Raw genomic sequence first — 17,972 nt, forward strand, 5'->3', positions numbered from 1 at the left:
TGTCTGTAATTTTCACTTCTAGCATTGAGCTGATTTTCAAACCAAATTTTTCACTCGTTAACAAAGATGTCAGCTAAAAGATGAGATAACACAATCAAAGATAAATACCCGCAGAAATTATAGCAGCTAAAATTATTGTTCTATCGCACAAGCAAGGCGCTTACTTATGTAACACAATTCTTATTTAATTTATTTAGCCACCCACTCATCAATGATATCTGCCCAGCCCTGCAGCATCGTAGCTCTTCGCTCTCGATATTCAGCCTTGTTGTAGACCGCCCGCCCTCACTCCCTTCTGTTCATGCGCGAGAAACTTATCGATCCAATCAGTGTTATAACTACGCCATAAAAAAATGATGCTTGACGATGCTGATACTTGCCAACCCTTACCAGATACGAAAACAAAAAAGCCCACAATTACGTGGGCTTAGATATTTTTATACCTGTCAGTGCCAGCACATGCCAGACGTCAAATCATTCCCACTCAATGGTAGCCGGTGGCTTGCCGCTGATGTCATAAACTACGCGGGAAATACCGTTCACTTCGTTGATGATACGGTTGGAGACGCGGCCGAGGAAATCATACGGCAGGTGCGCCCAATGCGCGGTCATAAAGTCGATGGTTTCCACAGCGCGCAGTGAAACAACCCAGTCGTATTTACGGCCATCGCCCATCACACCAACGGAACGTACCGGCAGGAATACGGTGAATGCCTGGCTGACCTTGTTGTACAGATCGGCCTTGTGCAGTTCTTCAATGAAGATGGCATCGGCGCGGCGCAGCAGGTCGCAATACTCTTTCTTCACTTCGCCTAATACGCGCACGCCCAGACCTGGCCCCGGGAACGGGTGGCGGAACAGCATGTCGTACGGCAGGCCCAGTTCCAGGCCAATTTTGCGCACTTCGTCTTTGAACAGCTCTTTCAGCGGTTCGACCAGGCCCAGCTTCATCTCTTTCGGCAGGCCACCCACGTTGTGGTGCGACTTGATCACGTGCGCTTTGCCGGTGGCAGAAGCGGCGGATTCGATCACGTCCGGGTAGATGGTGCCTTGCGCCAGCCATTTAACTTCAGATTGCTTGCAGGCTTCTTCGTCGAACAGCTCAACGAACACGCGACCAATGATCTTGCGCTTGGCTTCTGGCTCGTCAACACCGGCCAGTGCGCTCAGGAAGCGATCTTCTGCCGCCACGTGAACAATGTTCAGGCCGAAGTGGTCACCAAACATTTCCAGTACCTGTTCGGCTTCGTTCAGGCGCAGCAGGCCGTTGTCGACAAACACACAGGTCAGGCGTTTGCCGATGGCGCGGTGCAGCAACATAGCGGTAACGGAAGAGTCTACGCCGCCGGACAGGCCGAGGATCACGTGATCTTCGCCTACCTGCTGACGAATGCGCTCTACCGCATCTTCAATGATGGTGGCCGGGGTCCACAGGGCTTCACACTGGCAGATATCCAGCACGAAACGCTCCAGCATACGCTGGCCCTGACGGGTGTGGGTTACTTCCGGGTGGAACTGCACGCCGTAGAAGCGTTTTTCTTCGTTGGCCATAATGGCAAACGGGCAGGTATCGGTGCTGGCGACGGTCACGAAGTCAGCCGGGATAGCGGTCACTTTGTCGCCGTGGCTCATCCACACGTCCAGCAGCGGTTTGCCGGCCGGGCTCAGGGCGTCTTCGATGTCGCGCACCAATGCGCTTTCGGTGGTGATTTCCACCTGGGCATAACCGAACTCACGCTCGTTGGACCCTTCTACCTGGCCACCCAACTGCATCGCCATGGTCTGCATGCCGTAGCATACGCCCAGTACCGGGACACCGGCGGTGAACACGTATTCTGGCGCGCGCGGGCTATTGGCTTCGGTGGTGCTTTCCGGGCCGCCGGAAAGGATGATGCCGCTTGGATTGAATTCGCGGATTTGCTCTTCGCTAACGTCCCAGGCCCACAGCTCACAGTAAACGCCGATTTCGCGCACGCGGCGTGCTACCAGTTGAGTGTATTGCGAACCAAAATCCAGAATAAGGATGCGATGCTTATGGATATTTTTTGTCATGTGAGGCGAATTCCAGCAACAGAGAAAAAGAGCGAAAATAGTGTTTTCGGGGTGAAGCGTTACGCCCCACCCCGGCTTCTCACGCAGGAGAAGTTAAAGCATTAACCCATGCGATAGTTCGGTGACTCTTTGGTGATGGTCACGTCATGCACGTGGCTTTCCTGAATGCCGGCGCCGCTGATGCGCACAAATTCAGCCTTGGTGCGCAGCTCGTCGATGGTGCCGCAACCTGTCAGGCCCATGCAAGAGCGCAGACCGCCCATTTGCTGGTGAACAATGGCTTTCAGCATGCCTTTGTAAGCCACGCGGCCTTCGATACCTTCAGGCACCAGTTTGTCGGCGGCGTTATCGGTCTGGAAGTAACGGTCGGAAGAGCCTTTGGACATCGCGCCCAGTGAGCCCATACCGCGATAGGATTTGAACGAACGGCCCTGATACAGCTCGATTTCGCCCGGAGATTCTTCGGTACCCGCCAGCATGGAGCCGACCATCACACAGGATGCGCCAGCCGCGATAGCTTTGGCGATGTCACCGGAGAATCGGATGCCGCCGTCGGCGATAACCGGAATACCGGTGCCTTCCAACGCTTCAACCGCGTCGGCGATCGCGGTGATCTGCGGTACACCAACGCCGGTAACGATACGAGTGGTACAGATGGAGCCAGGGCCGATACCCACTTTCACTGCGCTAACACCGGCATCAGCCAGCGCTTTGGCGCCTGAAGCGGTCGCGACGTTGCCGCCAACGATCTGCAGGTCCGGGTATTTGGCGCGGGTTTCACGAATGCGCTGCAATACGCCTTCGGAATGGCCGTGGGAGGAGTCAATCAGCAGGACGTCAACGCCGGCAGCGACCAGCGCATCAACACGCTCTTCGTTACCTGCACCGGCGCCAACCGCAGCACCTACGCGCAGACGGCCATGCTCGTCTTTACAGGCGTTTGGCTTGCGTTCCGCTTTTTGGAAGTCTTTGACGGTGATCATGCCCAGCAGATGGAACTGGTCGTCTACCACCAGCGCTTTCTCTACGCGTTTTTCGTGCATTTTCTGCAGCACGACTTCACGCGCTTCACCTTCTTTCACCGTAACCAGGCGCTCTTTCGGCGTCATCACGGCGGTAACAGGCTGGTTCAGATCGGTAACGAAGCGAACGTCACGGCCGGTGATGATGCCGACCAGTTCGTTTTCTTCGGTCACTACCGGGTAGCCGGCAAAGCCGTTACGCGCGGTCAGTTCTTTCACTTCTTTCAGGGTGGTGGTCGGAGTCACGGCCTGTGGATCGGTGACCACGCCGCTTTCATGTTTTTTCACGCGGCGGACTTCTTCAGCCTGACGCTCGATGGACATGTTTTTGTGGATGAAGCCTAAACCGCCTTCCTGCGCCAGCGCGATAGCCAGATTGGCTTCGGTAACGGTGTCCATGGCTGCGGACAGCATAGGGATATTCAGGTGGATGGTTTTGGTCAATTGGGTGCCGAGCTCAGCGGTATTAGGCAGAACCGTAGAGTGAGCTGGAACCAGGAGAACGTCGTCGAATGTCAGTGCTTCTTTTGCGATGCGTAGCATGGGCAATATCTCACCAGAGTGGGCTGTGAAAAAGATAAAATATTGCCGCGGCATTATACAGAGCGTAATCGGTTGCCTCCAGTACTTTCGCACAAAAACTCTTGATTACCTTTTTCAGCCATGTAGTATCGACCAATTAAGTGCTTGTTTTGAAATTTGATCTGGGTCACATGTCGCTACCTGTTTCGCCGTCTATTTTTACCGTAAGCCGCCTGAATCAGACGGTTCGACAGCTGCTGGAAATGGAAATGGGCCAGATTTGGCTCTCCGCCGAGATTTCCAACTTCTCCCAACCCTCTTCCGGCCACTGGTATTTCACGCTGAAAGACGATCGTGCACAGGTGCGTTGCGCGATGTTCCGCAACACCAACCGCCGCACCACTTTCCGTCCGCAGAATGGCCAACAGGTACTGGTTCGCGCCAGCATTACGCTGTATGAGCCCCGCGGCGACTACCAACTGATTGCCGAAAGCATGCAGCCTGCCGGTGACGGTCTGTTGCAACAGCAGTTCGACCAGTTAAAACAACGCCTGAGCGCCGAAGGCCTATTCGACCAACAGTTCAAGCAACCCTTGCCCAGCCCGGCCAAACGCGTCGGGGTTATTACCTCCGCCAGCGGTGCGGCGCTGCACGATGTGCTGCAGGTACTACAACGACGTGATCCTTCACTGCCTATCGTTATCTATCCCACTTCGGTGCAGGGCGCAGAAGCGCCGTTGCAGATTGTGCGCGCCATCGAAACAGCTAACCGCCGGGACGAGTGTGACGTGCTGATCGTCGGCCGTGGCGGGGGCTCGCTGGAAGACCTGTGGAGCTTCAACGATGAACGCGTAGCGCGAGCGATATTCGCCAGCCGCATTCCGATCGTCAGCGCCGTCGGCCATGAAACCGACGTCACCATTGCCGATTTTGTCGCCGATCTGCGGGCGCCAACCCCTTCCGCCGCTGCCGAACTGGTCAGTCGCAATCAGTTGGAGCTGCTGCGTCAGTTGCAGTCCCAGCAACAGCGGATGGAAATGGCGATGGATTACTATCTGGCTCAGCGCCAGCAACAGTTCACCCGCATCAACCACCGTTTGCAGCAACAGCATCCGCACCTGCGCCTGGCGCGTCAGCAGACGCTGTTGTTCAAACTGCAACGGCGGTTGGAAGACGGCATGCAGAACCAACTGCGTGTGTCCTCACGCCGCAGCGAGCGGGCGCAACAGCGCTTGGCGCAGATGCAGCCGCAGCCACGCATTCATCGCTACCAGCAACGTGTGCAACAGCAGGAATACCGTTTGCAACAGGCGCTGGAACGTCAGCTCAACGCCTGGCGTCAGCGCTTCGGCGTCGCCTGTAGCCAGCTCGAGGCGGTCAGCCCGCTGGCAACGCTGGCGCGCGGCTACAGCGTGACGCAAACCCCTCGCGGCGAACTGCTGAAAACCACCAAGCAGGCTCAGGTGGGTGAAATGCTGAAAACCCGTCTGCAGGATGGCTGGGTGGAAAGCGAGGTGAAAACCATTACCCTGGCCAAAAAGCCGCGCAAAAAGCGCGCGGCTGAATAATTCCGCTTATTCCAGCGTAAAACTGCTGCCCGGCGCGCCGTTGATCCACAGCTCGCGCGTTTCTCCGGCAGGCAAGCTGAAGGTCAACGTTTGCCATGCCGGTTTAAAGCGGCCTTCGGTGGTAATGTTCAGCGTGATGCGCTGATTGTCACTGAGCATCTCCCAGCGCAGCCACAGCGCGTCGCCCTGCTGCCAGCCATAACTTTCCCCGTCGTCTTCAAATAACAGCCCAGAAGCGCTGCCACAGCCTTTTAGCGGATAGAGTTTAAGCTCGCGCCGATTGTCGGCCGCCGCATCAACATGAGCCAAACGGGATGACAGCGGCAACCCTGCACCAGCACGTACCAGTAACGGCAAGCGCTCCAGCGGGGCCTCCAGCACCACCGTCTGGCCACCGCTGAACCACTGGCCGCTGTAGAAGCAGTACCAGCCATCCCCGTTATCCGGCAGATACACCGGCCGCTGGCGCAGCCCCTGCTCCACCACGCTGGCCACCAGCAGATCGCGGCCAATCATAAAATCATCGGTTTCTTTCAGGGTGTGCTCGTCATGCTCATGGTCGAGGAAGGTCGGGCGCAGCATCGGCTCGTCGTCGGCACTGGCCTGCCACAGCAGGGTGTAAAAATACGGCATCAGCCGATAGCGCAGATTAATCGCCTCGCGTACCGCCGGGGTAGCGGCCGGATACATCCAGGGTTCGTTAACCGTAGCGTCGTCGTTCCAGGAGTGAATGGTGAAACGCGGATGCATCACGCCGTTTTGCACCCAACGCACCAGGAGTTCGGCGTCCGGCTTGTCACCGGAGAAACCGCCGACGTCATGCCCCAGGTTATACAGCCCCGACAGGCTCATGCCCAACCCCATACGGATGTTGTAGCGCAGGGTCTGCCAACTGGTGCGATTGTCGCCGCTCCAGGTCTGCACATAACGCTGCATACCGGCACACCCGGAGCGCGAAATCAGATAGGGCCGCAGCTCGGGAGCAAAGCGTTGCTGAGCCTCCATTGAAGCGCGCATCATCAGTAACGGCATCACCGGGCGGATATGCTTGATGGCGATAGGTGTGCCGAAACCGTGGCAACGTGCCTCCCCGTCCCATACTTCGTATTCGTTATTGTCATTCCAGGTGGAATCGATACCCATCTCTAGCAGTTGCTGCGTCACGCCCTGCTGCCACCAGCCGACAGCCGCCGGATTGGTGAAGTCGAGGTGCGAGCCTTCGTCGTCCCAAAAGCTGGAGCGCTCCGGTCGGTCGCTTTCAGAATCACGGATAAACAGCCCCTGATCCGCCGCCTGCTGATACTGCGGGTGATCCTGCAACAGACAGGGTTTGATGTTGGCCGCCAGCTTCAGTCCGGCGTCGTGAAACGCCTGGCTCAGTAGCTTGGGCTGCGGCACCTTGTCGTAATTCCAGTTGAACACATAGCGCTTGTTGGCAATCGAGGTGTAACCCGATGACAGTTGGAACGAGTCGCAGGGAATATCATGCTGGCGACAGAGCTGAATAAACTGCTGTAGCTGCTGCTGGGCGTCCGGCGCGTCGGTGTAATGCATGGTGGAACCGCTGTAGCCCAGGCTCCATTTCGGGCCGAAGTGGGTCTTGCCGGTCAGGCGCACGAACGCCTTAGTCACATCCAGCACCTTGGGGCCAAGGAACAGATAATAATCCAGATCCCCCGCCTCCGCCTGATAGCGGCGATAGGCCAGATGGTAGTTATCGATCTCATTGCCCAGATCCAGCCAGCAACTGCTCAGGTTGTCGTAAAACAGCCCGAAACTGGCCTCTTCACCGCGGGTGATGGTAAACGGAATATGTTTGTACAGCGGGTCGGTGCTGGCGGCGTTGTAGCCCATCGCGTCCAGATTACGCATTTCAAAGCGACGGCCACTGCGTTCCAAATCCCCGGCCTTCTCACCCAGGCCATAGTAACGCTCGGCAGTCTGGCGGCGCTGATAATGGGCCACGCCGTCACCGTGCGGATTAAGCAGGTAAGCGCTGGTGGGCCGATCGGCTGCCAGTGGACGCCATTCCCCGGCGGCGTTGCAGTGCTCCCACTCCAGCCACAGCGGCTGATGCACGGTCACGCGCAGCGCAGGCGTCGCCACCACCAGCCGATCGCCATGTTGCTGCAGCTGATAGCCCGGCAGGCCGAACCCGGCCGCGCTCAGCCGATCACGTCCTTCCCAGGGCACGTCACTTTCCGGCGCAATGCTCCAGGTGCGATCCAACGCCAACTCGCCGTTGCGTTTGATCAACACGCGGAACAGGTCGTTTTCCAGTACGTACAGGCAAAACAGGTGACGTTCGTCGACCAACAGTTCAATGCGATCGGCATACTGACCGGCCAACGTCCAATTTTTCAAGGTTTTCATAGGAATCCAACTTAACTATTAAGTGTTTTTTTACCGCCGCGTTCGGCGATCAAGGCAATCAGGAACAGGGCGCCGATCAGGTCGAAGAAGCCCATGGCGATAAACAACGGATTGAAACCGACGGTATCGGAGACCGCGCCGATCAGCAGCGTAAACAGGAAGCTGGCGATCCAGGCGCTGGAGCCGCGCATGCCGTTGACCGTCGCTACCTGGTTTTTATCGAACGATTCCACCACTAGCGCGCTGAGCATGCAGGAGATCACCTGATGGCCAAATCCGCCGATCGAGATCAGAGCGATCGCCAGGTAGGGATCTTTAGTGATCGCCACAAACGCCAGCGAGACCATCATGAATGCGCCGGTGACCGAACTGGCAACCACCGAGTTGACGCGGCTGCAGCCAAACCATTTGCGATACAGCGTGGTGAGATAGCCGCTGGCAACGCTGCCGATGTCCGCCGCCAAAAACGGCAGCCAGGCAAACATGGCGATGTGTTTTAAATCCATGCCGCGCTCGGTGGCCAGGTACAGCGGCACCCAGAAACTGAATACCGCCCAGGCCGGTTCGGCAAGAAATGCCGGAATGGCTATGCCATAAAACTTTTTATTGCGGCACAGGATCGCCAGCGACTTGAAGAAGGGCAGCCGGGGCAACTCGGGCTCGTTGTCTTCGCGGATCAAATCCAGCTCCTGCTGGCTCAGATTGGGGTGCTGCAGCGGCGAGTGGTAGAACCGCCACCACAGCACGACCCAGACCAGCGCCAGTGCGCCGGAGAACAGGAAAGCGCCCTGCCAGCCAAAGGAGACATGGGCGATGACAATGATCGGCGGTGCCAGCATGGCACCAATAGAAAACCCCACCCCCGCCCAGCCGGCAGCGATCGGCCGTTCCTTTTTCGGGAACCAGTCGGAAATGGCCTTGGCGTTGGCCGGTGTCGCCGCCGCTTCTGCCCCGCCCATGAAGAAGCGCAGGATCGCCAACTGCACCCAGGTGCCTGCCCCGGCGTGCATCATGCAGACTACCGCCCAGATGCTGGCGCAGATCAGGAACCCCATCTTCAGGCCGATCACGTCTATCAGCCAGCCACAGATCGGCTGAAACACCGTATAGGCCAGTTGAAACGACGCCACCACCCAGGAGTACTGTTCAGTAGTCATGTTCAGGCTGGTTTTCAGCTCCGGCGCCAGAATGCCCAGCGAATTACGAGTGATGTAGTTGACCGTCACGCCCAGTAAAAACAGCGCCAGCATCCACCAGCGCAGCGATTTAAATTTACGCCGGCCGCTGTCAACGACCGTCTGATTAATTTCAACACTCATCTGTCTTCTCTCCACGACAGCTGCCCGGTGACACAGCGCGCTTTTTGGTAGGGTACGTTTGGTTAGTGAAGGTATGGAACCCGTGAAATTGAGATGTGCTTCACACAAGCAGGCATATCACCTTCACAACCAACTGATTTATTTTCATTTTATTTATAATTCAGCCCACCAATTGGACTGATAAATCTATAAAATTGGCATACCAATTCAGACTATCCAGCCGGAAGCGTGAGCGAAACGTGGTTTTTTGCAAAAATTTTCATACGTAGGATAAAAGGTCGCCATAATGGCGACCAAAGCCTGACAGTACGCCGAAAAAATACCGTGAAAATATTTTCATTATCAAATTTGAAGGAGATCACAGAATGAACGGAAAGCTGAAAATACAGGAAATCGCCCGCCAAACCGGGCTGTCGATCAGCACCGTTTCACGTGTATTAGCAGGCAAGGCCAACACCAGCGCCGAGGCACGTCAGAAGGTGCTGACCTGCGCCCAACAAAAGGGGATCCTGCAGGGGATTTCCAGCGGCCGACTGATGTTGAACAACGTGATGGTCTTCGCCCCGCAACGGGCCTTTGACGTGCGCACCGATATCTTTTACTACAAGGTGATCCAGGGCATCACCGCTGCGCTGGCAGAGCACGAAGTACGTATTCGCTATTGCGGGCTTGAAGAATTACACAGCGATGGCGCGCTGTTTCTGGAAAAGATGAGCGATCCGCAGACCCAGGCGGCACTGATTATCGGCATCGATGACGAACATATTCACCAGTTAGCCGCCGACCTGAACAAACCCTGCGTACTGATTAACTGCAGCGACCGTCAGATGCGGCTCGATAGCGTGTCGCCCGACCATCAACTGATTGGCGAGTTCTCCGCCAACTATCTGTTCCAGCAGGGCCATAGCCATATTCTGAACCTGCAATGCCTGCGTCGGCACACCATGGAATTGCGGCTGGCAGGCATTAAACAAGCCTATGCGCGACACAATATCGCCTTTGATGAAGGTCGCCATCTGGTCACCACCTCCGGCTTCGGCAGCGAAGAGGCCGAACAGGCACTCACCACCTTTATCAATCGGGTCAGCCACCGCTCACAGTTGCCCACGGCCATTCTCGCCGGTGGCGACTATATGGCGGTCGGCGCGGTCAAGGCGCTCAACAAACTGCAGTTGAACGTGCCGGGCGATATCTCAGTGATGAGCACCGACGGTTTTAATCTGGCGGAAATTCATGACGTGCCGCTCACCTCGGTACATGTGCCGCGCGACGAACTGGGCTATGAGGCCATTCAACTATTGCAGCGCCGCATGCTGCGCGCCGATGCGCCCCCGTGCAACCTGCTGCTGCATGGCAAGCTGGCGGTTCGCACCTCGGTCAAACGCATCAGCTCCCATAAAACCAACCCGGCGGTCAGTACCCACGATCATCGTCTTTACGATGTCTGAGCTACACTTAGTGTCAAAATATTTATAGATACCCTATAGCTTGAAAGATGACGGGTAACTTTTTTGCCTAAGGAGAGCCACTATGCCGACCCTAACAGCACGATCGGTCATCCCCCCTTATATGCTGCGCCGGATCATTGAGCACGGCAGCCTGCCACAGCGCGACTGTGCGTTGCACACCCTGAATCATGTTCAGAGCCTGCTCGGTAACAAGCCACTGCGGGCTCCCGGGGCGAAAACCTCGACCGGTGGTGAAGTCATCCGCGATATTTTTGATGCCGAAAACGGCACTCAACTGCCCGGCAAACAGGTGCGTAATGAGGGCCAGGCCAGCAACCACGACGTGGCGGTGGATGAAGCCTATGACTATCTCGGCGTCACCTACGATTTCTTCTGGCAGGCGTTCAAACGCAACTCGCTGGACAACCTGGGCCTGCCGCTGACCGGCAGCGTGCATTACGGCAAGGAATACCAGAACGCCTTTTGGAATGGCCAGCAAATGGTCTTCGGCGACGGGGATGGCGAAATCTTTAACCGTTTTACCATCGCCATAGACGTAGTCGGCCATGAACTGGCGCACGGCGTTACCGAAAGCGAAGCCGGGTTAATTTACTTCCAGCAAGCCGGGGCGCTGAATGAATCGCTGTCTGACGTGTTTGGTTCTTTGGTCAAGCAGTTCCACCTTAAGCAAACTGCTGATAAAGCCGACTGGCTGATTGGCGAGGGACTGTTGGCGAAAGGCATCAACGGCAAGGGCCTGCGTTCGATGTCGGCTCCCGGCACCGCCTACGACGATCTGCTGCTGGGGAAAGATCCCCAGCCGGCCAGCATGAAAGACTACATTCAGACCAAAGAAGACAACGGCGGCGTCCACCTCAACTCCGGTATCCCCAATCGCGCCTTTTATCTGGCGGCCACTGCACTGGGCGGCTATGCCTGGGAGAAAGCCGGTTACATCTGGTACGACACCCTGTGTGATAAGGGACTGCCGCAGGACGCTGATTTCGTCACCTTTGCCCGTACCACGGTTAAGCATGCAGAACAGCGCTTCGACAGCAAGGTAGCGCAAAAGGTACAGCAGGCCTGGCATCAGGTGGGAGTGGAGTAATGAAACCTTTGCCGGTACTCAATCAGGACACGGTCATTGAGCTGGCACGTGAAGGCGGCTTCGCCTTTATTCCCAAACTGGCGGGCCAGCGGCGCATTGCGCTGGCCGACATTACGCCAGAGCAACGGCAGCGCCTGAACCAACTGTTGAACCAGACGCTGCCTTACGCCCAGGAAGAGGGTCAGCCGGACTCCCCCGGCTGCGGTGACCAACGCTATTTTCGCGTGCAGATCAGCTATTACAGCCAAAACCTGCGCAGTGAAATCGTGCTGTTGATCCCGGAAACCAGCGCTCCACAGGCGTTAGTCGACCTGTGGAAAACCGGCCAGGTAGATGAGTGAATACTTACAACGGCTGATAACTGAATATCACGCGCTTTTTGGAGATCAGCCCGTGGCCGTTCTGGCACAGGTAGTCCACCGCGCCGCAGGCCTTCAGCTCTTGCAACGGTTGCCCGCAATCCGGGCAGTGAGCCAACTGTTGATAATCGCTGTTACAGGCGGCGCAATGGTAGTGACCATTCACCCACGCCATCTTTTGATCGCATTGCGGACACTGCGCTTCCATAGTTTCTCCCAGGTTAAATCACGCCCCATGAGCGTAAGAAATAGATGCCTAACGCGGTAGTGAAAAATGAGCCGACGGTGGTGATGGCGATAATATTCGCCGCCAGCGTGGCGTTCCCTCCCATGGCGCGCGTCATCACATAGCTGCCAGACGCCGTTGGCGTAGCCGAGAACAGGAAGATAATCCCCAATGCCGCACCGTGAAAACCGCATAACCAGCCACCCAGCGTCATTATCACTGGCACGATAAACAACTTGGCCGAAGAGGACAGCGCCGCCACGTTGGACGAACGGAACATGGCGCGCAGATCCAAACTGGCGCCGGTGCACAGCAATGCCAGCGGTAGCGACAGTGCAGAGATGTAGCTGCCCGTCTGCCGGATCACCTGAGGTATTCCCAGACCGGTCTGCGCATAGACCAAGCCGCACACCAGACCAATAATCAGCGGATTGGTGACGATGCTGCGCAACAGCGACAGGCGGCTGATCCTCTTGCCCTGTCCCCCCTGCAGGCTACGCGTCAGGGTAATCACCGACAGCACGTTAAACAAGATCACCGTCACCGTCAGGTACAGCGACCCTAACGCCACGCCCTCACTGCCGTAAGCGGTCATGGCATAGGCCAGGCCGACAATGGCGGTATTGGCACGGAAGCCCCCCTGCACAAAGACACCGCGCTCACGTGGCTCTTTAACCAGCCAGATAGCCGCCACTTCCAGCAGCAGGAAGGTGACCACGGTGCCAATAGCGCCAAAGATTACCAGCGGCAGGTTGCCCAGCAACTGCGGGTGGTTGGTGGCGATGCTGAAGAACAACAAACAGGGCAGCGCCAGGTTAAACACCAGCTTGGTGGCGCCATCAATAAAACGGTCGTCCATCAAGCGCCAGTGGCGCAGCAATATGCCCAGCAACATCATTAACAGATTGGGGACGGTGACGTTGAATGCAAAACTCCAGGTTTCCCAGGACATGATGTTCCTTCAGGCTAACGACGGTAATAGTCAGATAATAAAACGATTTCGATCCAATAAAAAAGGGGCGCGGTAGTGATACCGCGCCCCTCATTCTTATGATTAGCCTTTCTTCAGGTGGCTCATCAGGCGTTTACGCTTGCGCATCTGGTTCGGCGTCAGCAGGTTGCGCTTGCCGGCGAACGGGTTCTCACCCTCTTTGAACTGGATGCGGATTGGCGTACCCATCACCTTCAGAGAACGACGGAAGTAGTTCATCAGGTAGCGTTTGTACGAATCGGACAGATCGGTCACCTGGTTGCCGTGGATCACCACAATCGGCGGGTTATACCCACCGGCGTGCGCATATTTCAGCTTCACGCGGCGGCCACGTACCAACGGCGGTTGGTGATCGTCGGCAGCCATCTGCATAATTTTGGTCAGCATTGAGGTGTTCACACGGCGGGTCGCACACTCGTAAGCTTCCAGTACCGACACGAACAAGTTGCCAACGCCGCTACCATGCAGGGCTGAGATAAAGTGAATACGGGCGAAATCGACAAAGCCCAGACGCAGATCGAGCATCTCTTTCACGTGATCGCGATCTTCCTCGCTCATGCCGTCCCACTTGTTGACCACAATCACCAGTGAGCGCCCACTATTGAGGATAAAGCCGAGCAGCGAGAGGTCCTGATCGGAAATGCCTTCGCGTGCATCCACTACCAGCAACACCACGTTAGCGTCTTCGATCGCCTGCAGGGTTTTGATTACCGAGAACTTCTCTACGGTTTCCGTCACCTTGCCGCGCTTACGCACCCCAGCGGTATCGATCAGCACATATTCGCGCTCGTCACGAACCATCGGGATATAAATGCTGTCACGGGTGGTGCCCGGCATGTCGTAAACCACAACACGATCTTCGCCGAGGATACGGTTAGTCAGTGTGGACTTACCTACGTTAGGACGACCGACGATAGCCAGCTTGATTGGCAGATCCTGCGGGTTGAAGTCGTCTTCCGGCTCTTCTTCTGCGCCTTCGAGGGTTTCACCCTCTTGCTCGGCCCAATAAGCGGCGTTAGCCTCTTCTTCGGTCAGCTCGACTTCTTCCGGCTTTTCACCAACAAACGGCACCAGCACGTGTTCGATCAACTGCGCCACGCCACGACCGTGGGAAGCAGCAATCGCATGCACGTCGCCCAGACCCAGCGAGTAGAAATCGGCGGTGGCCATGTCGGGATCCATACCGTCGGTTTTGTTGGCAACCAGGAAGGTGGCTTTCTGACGGTTGCGCAGATGCTGGGCAATACCCAGATCGGCTGGCATCAGACCGGCGCGAGCATCGACCATAAACAGCACGATGTCTGCTTCTTCGATCGCCAGCAGCGACTGACCGGCCATGCGGGTTTCAACGCCGTCTTCGGTGCCGTCAATGCCCCCGGTATCGACGATAATAAATTCATTACCCTCAACCTCAGCACGACCATACTTGCGGTCTCGCGTTAGCCCGGGGAAATCCGCCACCAGCGCATCGCGCGTATGGGTTAAACGGTTAAACAAGGTGGATTTACCCACATTCGGGCGCCCTACTAGCGCGACGACAGGTATCATTGTGAAGCCTCATTACTTAATAATCAAAGCGTTACTACACCATGGGTAGACACCAGGAGTGCAGCTTATAAAAATACGAAACGGCCCCTGAACACTCAGGAGCCGTTTTCCCCTTCATCTTTCGCGCCGCAGCGGCGTTGACTTCGTGCCCTCACCCCAGTCACTTAGTTCACTAAGCTCCTGGGGATTTGTGCACTTGTCGCCTGGCTGCCCCCCGAAATCCTTTGGGTACTGAATAGGTTGCGACGATCGGCGTTAGCGGGTGAAAGCGTAAACTTTTCCGCCCTTCGCCTGGATGACCAGCTTATCGCCAGCGACCATTGGCGCAGACAGGAAGCCGGAGCTATCCACTTCTTGCTGAGCAACAAAACGGCCGTCCGTGGTGTTGATCCAGTGCAGGTAACCTTCTGAGTCACCGGTCACCAGGAAACCATTGTACATTACCGGCGGGGTCAGGTTGCGGTGCAGCAGATCGCTCTGCGTCCATACGGTCACGCCACCTTCGGTGCTCAATGCCACCACGCGATCGTTCTGATCGATAAGGTAGATGCGGCCGGCATCAACGATAAAGTCGTTCACCGAGCCCAGTTCACGCTTCCACATGATCTGGCCGGAACGCAGATCCAACGCCGTCAGGTTGCCATTGTAACCTAATGCGTAGACAACGCCCTCAACAATCACCGGCGTAGTGTCGACATCGTTCAAACGATCGATTTCGGTCGCGCCGCTAGGCTGGGAAATACGTTGCTGCCAAATCAACTGACCTTGCTGCATCAGCACAGCATTTACGCGACCGTTATCACCGCCGACAATGGCTGCGCCAAAGGCAACGGCCGGTGCGGATTCACCGCGCAACGACAGTGAAGGCATGTCCAGGTTAACCGTCCACTTCACCGCGCCGTCAGATTCGTTCAGCGCCTGCAGCAGGCCGTTAGTGGTGTGGATCAGCACCATACCGTCGCTGATCACCGGACGTGAAATCGCTTCGCCGGCCACTTTGGTCTGCCATGCGACGGTACCGTCTGCAGTATTCAGCGCGTAAACCACCGCTTTCTCACTGCCAACGTAAGCCTTGTCACCCGCGACAGCCATACCACCCGACAGCAGTGCCGGCAGGTTGCTGGAGAAGAAGCCGGTTTTCTCAGAGAGATCAACCTTCCACTTTTCGTTACCGTTATCGGCATCCAGCGCTTTCACGATACCGTGACGATCGGCGGCATAAATCGTGTTGTCCTGGAAGGCGGGACGCAGGTGAGAATAGAACTCACCGACACCGTCACCTACCGAGGTACTCCACGCCTTGCTTGGCGTGAACTGATTTTCAACTTTCGGCAGCGGCGACATGGTAACCACGTCTTCTTCACTGTTGAACAGTGAGCAACCACTCAGCAAGGCAACGGAAACCAGTCCGACCAAGAGTGTTTTACGCAATTGCATGGGAATTCCCCTTAGCTGGACAAGTTATTCAATTTCATGCGCAGCAGAACCTGCAGCGCCTGAGAAGCGTTAGACTCAATGCCTTTACTGTAAGCCTCACGCGCACCTTTGGTGTCGCCTTTGGCCAACAGCACGTCGCCGCGCGTATCTTGCGCCATCGCCGCCCAGCCTTCGCCTTTCACGCCATCCAGCGTTTTCAGCGCGTCATCCAGCTTTTTCTCCTGCACCTGAACACGAGCCAGACGCAGGTTAATCATCGAAAGCAGGTTTTCATCTTTGGTCTGGCCCTGAGCCAGCACCAGTTGTTGGCTCGCTTTGGCAAACTCATTCTGCTCAACAAAATGCTTCGCCAGCTCCAGCGAGGCCATCACGCCGTAGCTGTTGCTGTTGGCCTGTGCAAACCTCTCTGCAGCGGCGACATCGTCCGGTTTACCGAGAGCCAGACGATCGCTGGCTTCCTGGTAAGATTGGGACGCAACCATCATGTTGGAGTTTTCGTGGCTCTGCCAGTAACGCCAGCCGACCAGGGCACCAATTCCGAGCACCACGCCCACTGCCAGCGCTTTGCCGTTTTCAGCAAAGAACCGACGCACGGCGTCGACTTGTTCGTTTTCAGTGGTATAGACTTCCACGGTGTCCTTCTCCTTAACCTAACATCGTTGCCAGACGCACTGCGACTTCGCTTTGCGCCAGCGTTTCTTGTTCACCACTGCGCAGGTCTTTGACCACGACCTGCTGGGCTGCGACTTCGTTCTCACCCAGGATCAAGGCGACGCGTGCGCCCCACTTATCCGCACGGGTGATCTGCTTCTTAAAGTTACCGCCGCCGTAGTTGGTCATCAGTTTGAGCTGTGGCGCCGCATCACGCACGCGCTCCGCCAACTGCATGGCCGCACTCTGAGTCCCGGCACCGGAGGAGATCACGTATACGTCAATGGTCGCAGCGGCTTTGAACTCTGGGTTAACGGCCTGAACCAGTAACACCAAGCGCTCCAGGCCCATGGCGAAACCGACTGCCGGCGTTGCACGCCCGCCCAGTTGCTCGACCAGACCGTCATAACGACCGCCGGCACACACCGTACCCTGAGCGCCCAGACTGGTGGTTACCCATTCGAATACCGTACGGTTGTAGTAGTCCAGACCGCGCACCAGGCGTTCATTGATGGTATATGGGATGCCTGCCTGCGCCAAAAGTTCACACAGACCTTCGAAGTGGGCTTTGGATTCTTCATCCAGATACTCGGACAACCGTGGCGCGTCGTTCAACAACGCCTGCACTTCCGGGTTTTTCGAGTCCAGTACGCGCAGCGGGTTGCTGTACATGCGGCGTTTGCAATCTTCGTCCAGCTTGTCTTGATGCTGCTCCAGGAATGCCACCAGCGCATCGCGGTAATTGGCGCGTGCTTCCAGTGAACCAATGGAGTTCAGCTCCAGCTTGACGTGCTCGGAGATCCCCAGCGCTTTCCACCAGCGGGCGCTCAGCAGGATCAGCTCGGCGTCGATATCCGGGCCTTGCAGGCCAAACACTTCGGCCCCCAGTTGATGGAACTGGCGATAGCGGCCTTTTTGCGGGCGCTCGTAGCGGAACATCGGACCGACGTACCACAGACGCTGCTCCTGATTGTACAGCAGACCATGTTCGATGCCGGCACGAACGCAGCCAGCCGTCCCTTCCGGACGCAGCGTCAGGCTTTCGCCATTGCGGTCGTCGAAGGTATACATCTCTTTTTCCACGACGTCGGTCACTTCGCCGATCGCGCGTTTGAATAACGGGGTCTGCTCTACAATCGGCAAGCGGATTTCGCTGTAACCGTAGCCGCTAAGCACCTGCTTGAGGATGCCTTCAATACGCTGCCATAATGCCGTTTCTTCCGGCAGGTAGTCGTTCATGCCGCGAATGGCTTGAATGTTCTTTGCCACGTGAGTTCTCTGTCCGTTGTCTATAAAAATGAACCCGATTATAGGGACTTTGCCGTCCCGTATTCAACGCGAATGCAGA

General features: G+C 56.6%; 14 protein-coding genes and 1 pseudogene. 4 read left to right on the forward strand and 11 right to left on the reverse strand.

Annotated features, from left to right (window positions below; genetic code table 11):
- Positions 1–189: 189 nt before the first annotated feature.
- The 3 genes and pseudogenes from F8R23_RS18065 to guaB form a co-directional block, all read right to left on the reverse strand.
- Positions 190–337, reverse strand: a pseudogene (locus F8R23_RS18065) (tyrosine-type recombinase/integrase); the annotation flags it as partial.
- A 137-nt stretch (positions 338–474) separates the two neighbouring features.
- Entirely contained in the window at positions 475–2,052 is a 1,578-nt protein-coding gene (gene guaA, locus F8R23_RS18070) for a glutamine-hydrolyzing GMP synthase (RefSeq protein ID WP_012146303.1), read from the reverse strand.
- 101 nt (positions 2,053–2,153) lie between these two features.
- Positions 2,154–3,617, reverse strand: a complete 1,464-nt coding sequence (guaB, locus tag F8R23_RS18075; protein WP_012146304.1) for an IMP dehydrogenase — start codon at positions 3,615–3,617, stop codon at positions 2,154–2,156.
- 170 nt (positions 3,618–3,787) lie between these two features.
- Between guaB and xseA the strand changes: the two genes are divergently transcribed.
- A complete protein-coding gene (gene xseA / locus F8R23_RS18085; RefSeq protein ID WP_129937391.1) occupies positions 3,788–5,164 on the forward strand; it encodes an exodeoxyribonuclease VII large subunit in 1,377 nt (458 codons plus the stop codon).
- Positions 5,165–5,170: 6 nt separating this feature from the next.
- Here the strand turns inward: xseA and F8R23_RS18090 are convergent, their stop codons facing one another.
- Both F8R23_RS18090 and F8R23_RS18095 read right to left on the reverse strand, forming a co-directional pair.
- Positions 5,171–7,537 (reverse strand): glycoside hydrolase family 31 protein, encoded by a 2,367-nt coding sequence (locus F8R23_RS18090; protein WP_151415874.1) that lies wholly within the window; start codon positions 7,535–7,537, stop codon positions 5,171–5,173.
- An 11-nt stretch (positions 7,538–7,548) separates the two neighbouring features.
- Positions 7,549–8,856, reverse strand: coding sequence for an MFS transporter (locus F8R23_RS18095; protein WP_112348626.1), 1,308 nt, complete (start codon positions 8,854–8,856; stop codon positions 7,549–7,551).
- A 365-nt stretch (positions 8,857–9,221) separates the two neighbouring features.
- On the opposite strand from F8R23_RS18095, the gene F8R23_RS18100 reads away from it, so the two are divergent.
- The 3 genes from F8R23_RS18100 (at position 9,222) to F8R23_RS18110 (ending at position 11,753) form a co-directional block, all read left to right on the forward strand.
- Positions 9,222–10,304 carry a LacI family DNA-binding transcriptional regulator gene (locus F8R23_RS18100; RefSeq protein WP_112348625.1) on the forward strand — a complete coding sequence of 361 codons (1,083 nt, stop codon included), beginning with the start codon at positions 9,222–9,224 and terminating at the stop codon, positions 10,302–10,304.
- An 82-nt stretch (positions 10,305–10,386) separates the two neighbouring features.
- Entirely contained in the window at positions 10,387–11,412 is a 1,026-nt protein-coding gene (locus tag F8R23_RS18105) for a M4 family metallopeptidase (protein ID WP_129937393.1), read from the forward strand.
- Positions 11,412–11,753 carry a protealysin inhibitor emfourin gene (locus F8R23_RS18110; protein WP_129937394.1) on the forward strand — a complete coding sequence of 114 codons (342 nt, stop codon included), beginning with the start codon at positions 11,412–11,414 and terminating at the stop codon, positions 11,751–11,753. The genes F8R23_RS18105 and F8R23_RS18110 overlap by 1 nt, the downstream gene beginning before the upstream one ends.
- 4 nt (positions 11,754–11,757) lie before the next feature.
- On the opposite strand, the gene F8R23_RS18115 is transcribed toward F8R23_RS18110, so the two are convergent.
- The 6 genes from F8R23_RS18115 to hisS all read right to left on the reverse strand — a co-directional run bounded on the left by F8R23_RS18115 (position 11,758) and on the right by hisS (position 17,893).
- Positions 11,758–11,979, reverse strand: coding sequence for a zinc ribbon domain-containing protein (locus F8R23_RS18115; RefSeq protein WP_129937395.1), 222 nt, complete (start codon positions 11,977–11,979; stop codon positions 11,758–11,760).
- Positions 11,980–11,992: 13 nt separating this feature from the next.
- Positions 11,993–12,949, reverse strand: a complete 957-nt coding sequence (locus F8R23_RS18120; protein WP_129938975.1) for an AEC family transporter — start codon at positions 12,947–12,949, stop codon at positions 11,993–11,995.
- Positions 12,950–13,051: 102 nt separating this feature from the next.
- Positions 13,052–14,536, reverse strand: coding sequence for a ribosome biogenesis GTPase Der (gene der, locus F8R23_RS18125; protein ID WP_151415875.1), 1,485 nt, complete (start codon positions 14,534–14,536; stop codon positions 13,052–13,054).
- A 255-nt stretch (positions 14,537–14,791) separates the two neighbouring features.
- A complete protein-coding gene (gene bamB / locus F8R23_RS18130; protein WP_112348621.1) occupies positions 14,792–15,973 on the reverse strand; it encodes an outer membrane protein assembly factor BamB in 1,182 nt (393 codons plus the stop codon).
- An 11-nt stretch (positions 15,974–15,984) separates the two neighbouring features.
- On the reverse strand, positions 15,985–16,605 hold the full coding sequence (locus tag F8R23_RS18135) for a YfgM family protein (protein ID WP_151415876.1): 621 nt from the start codon (positions 16,603–16,605) through the stop codon (positions 15,985–15,987).
- A 13-nt stretch (positions 16,606–16,618) separates the two neighbouring features.
- Positions 16,619–17,893 (reverse strand): histidine--tRNA ligase, encoded by a 1,275-nt coding sequence (gene hisS / locus F8R23_RS18140; RefSeq protein ID WP_129937399.1) that lies wholly within the window; start codon positions 17,891–17,893, stop codon positions 16,619–16,621.
- Positions 17,894–17,972 lie beyond the last annotated feature (79 nt).

The organism is Serratia proteamaculans, from assembly GCF_008830365.1.
Lineage (GTDB): Bacteria > Pseudomonadota > Gammaproteobacteria > Enterobacterales > Enterobacteriaceae > Serratia > Serratia proteamaculans.

Coding starts and splice junctions, on each gene's coding strand:
- F8R23_RS18095 (WP_112348626.1), bottom strand. CDS start 8,856: ATGAGTGTTGAAATTAATCAGACGGTCGTTGACAGCGGCCGGCGTAAA.
- guaA (WP_012146303.1), bottom strand. CDS start 2,052: ATGACAAAAAATATCCATAAGCATCGCATCCTTATTCTGGATTTTGGT.
- bamB (WP_112348621.1), bottom strand. CDS start 15,973: ATGCAATTGCGTAAAACACTCTTGGTCGGACTGGTTTCCGTTGCCTTG.
- F8R23_RS18110 (WP_129937394.1), top strand. CDS start 11,412: ATGAAACCTTTGCCGGTACTCAATCAGGACACGGTCATTGAGCTGGCA.
- F8R23_RS18120 (WP_129938975.1), bottom strand. CDS start 12,949: ATGTCCTGGGAAACCTGGAGTTTTGCATTCAACGTCACCGTCCCCAAT.
- F8R23_RS18115 (WP_129937395.1), bottom strand. CDS start 11,979: ATGGAAGCGCAGTGTCCGCAATGCGATCAAAAGATGGCGTGGGTGAAT.
- F8R23_RS18100 (WP_112348625.1), top strand. CDS start 9,222: ATGAACGGAAAGCTGAAAATACAGGAAATCGCCCGCCAAACCGGGCTG.
- der (WP_151415875.1), bottom strand. CDS start 14,536: ATGATACCTGTCGTCGCGCTAGTAGGGCGCCCGAATGTGGGTAAATCC.
- F8R23_RS18105 (WP_129937393.1), top strand. CDS start 10,387: ATGCCGACCCTAACAGCACGATCGGTCATCCCCCCTTATATGCTGCGC.
- F8R23_RS18090 (WP_151415874.1), bottom strand. CDS start 7,537: ATGAAAACCTTGAAAAATTGGACGTTGGCCGGTCAGTATGCCGATCGC.
- xseA (WP_129937391.1), top strand. CDS start 3,788: ATGTCGCTACCTGTTTCGCCGTCTATTTTTACCGTAAGCCGCCTGAAT.
- guaB (WP_012146304.1), bottom strand. CDS start 3,617: ATGCTACGCATCGCAAAAGAAGCACTGACATTCGACGACGTTCTCCTG.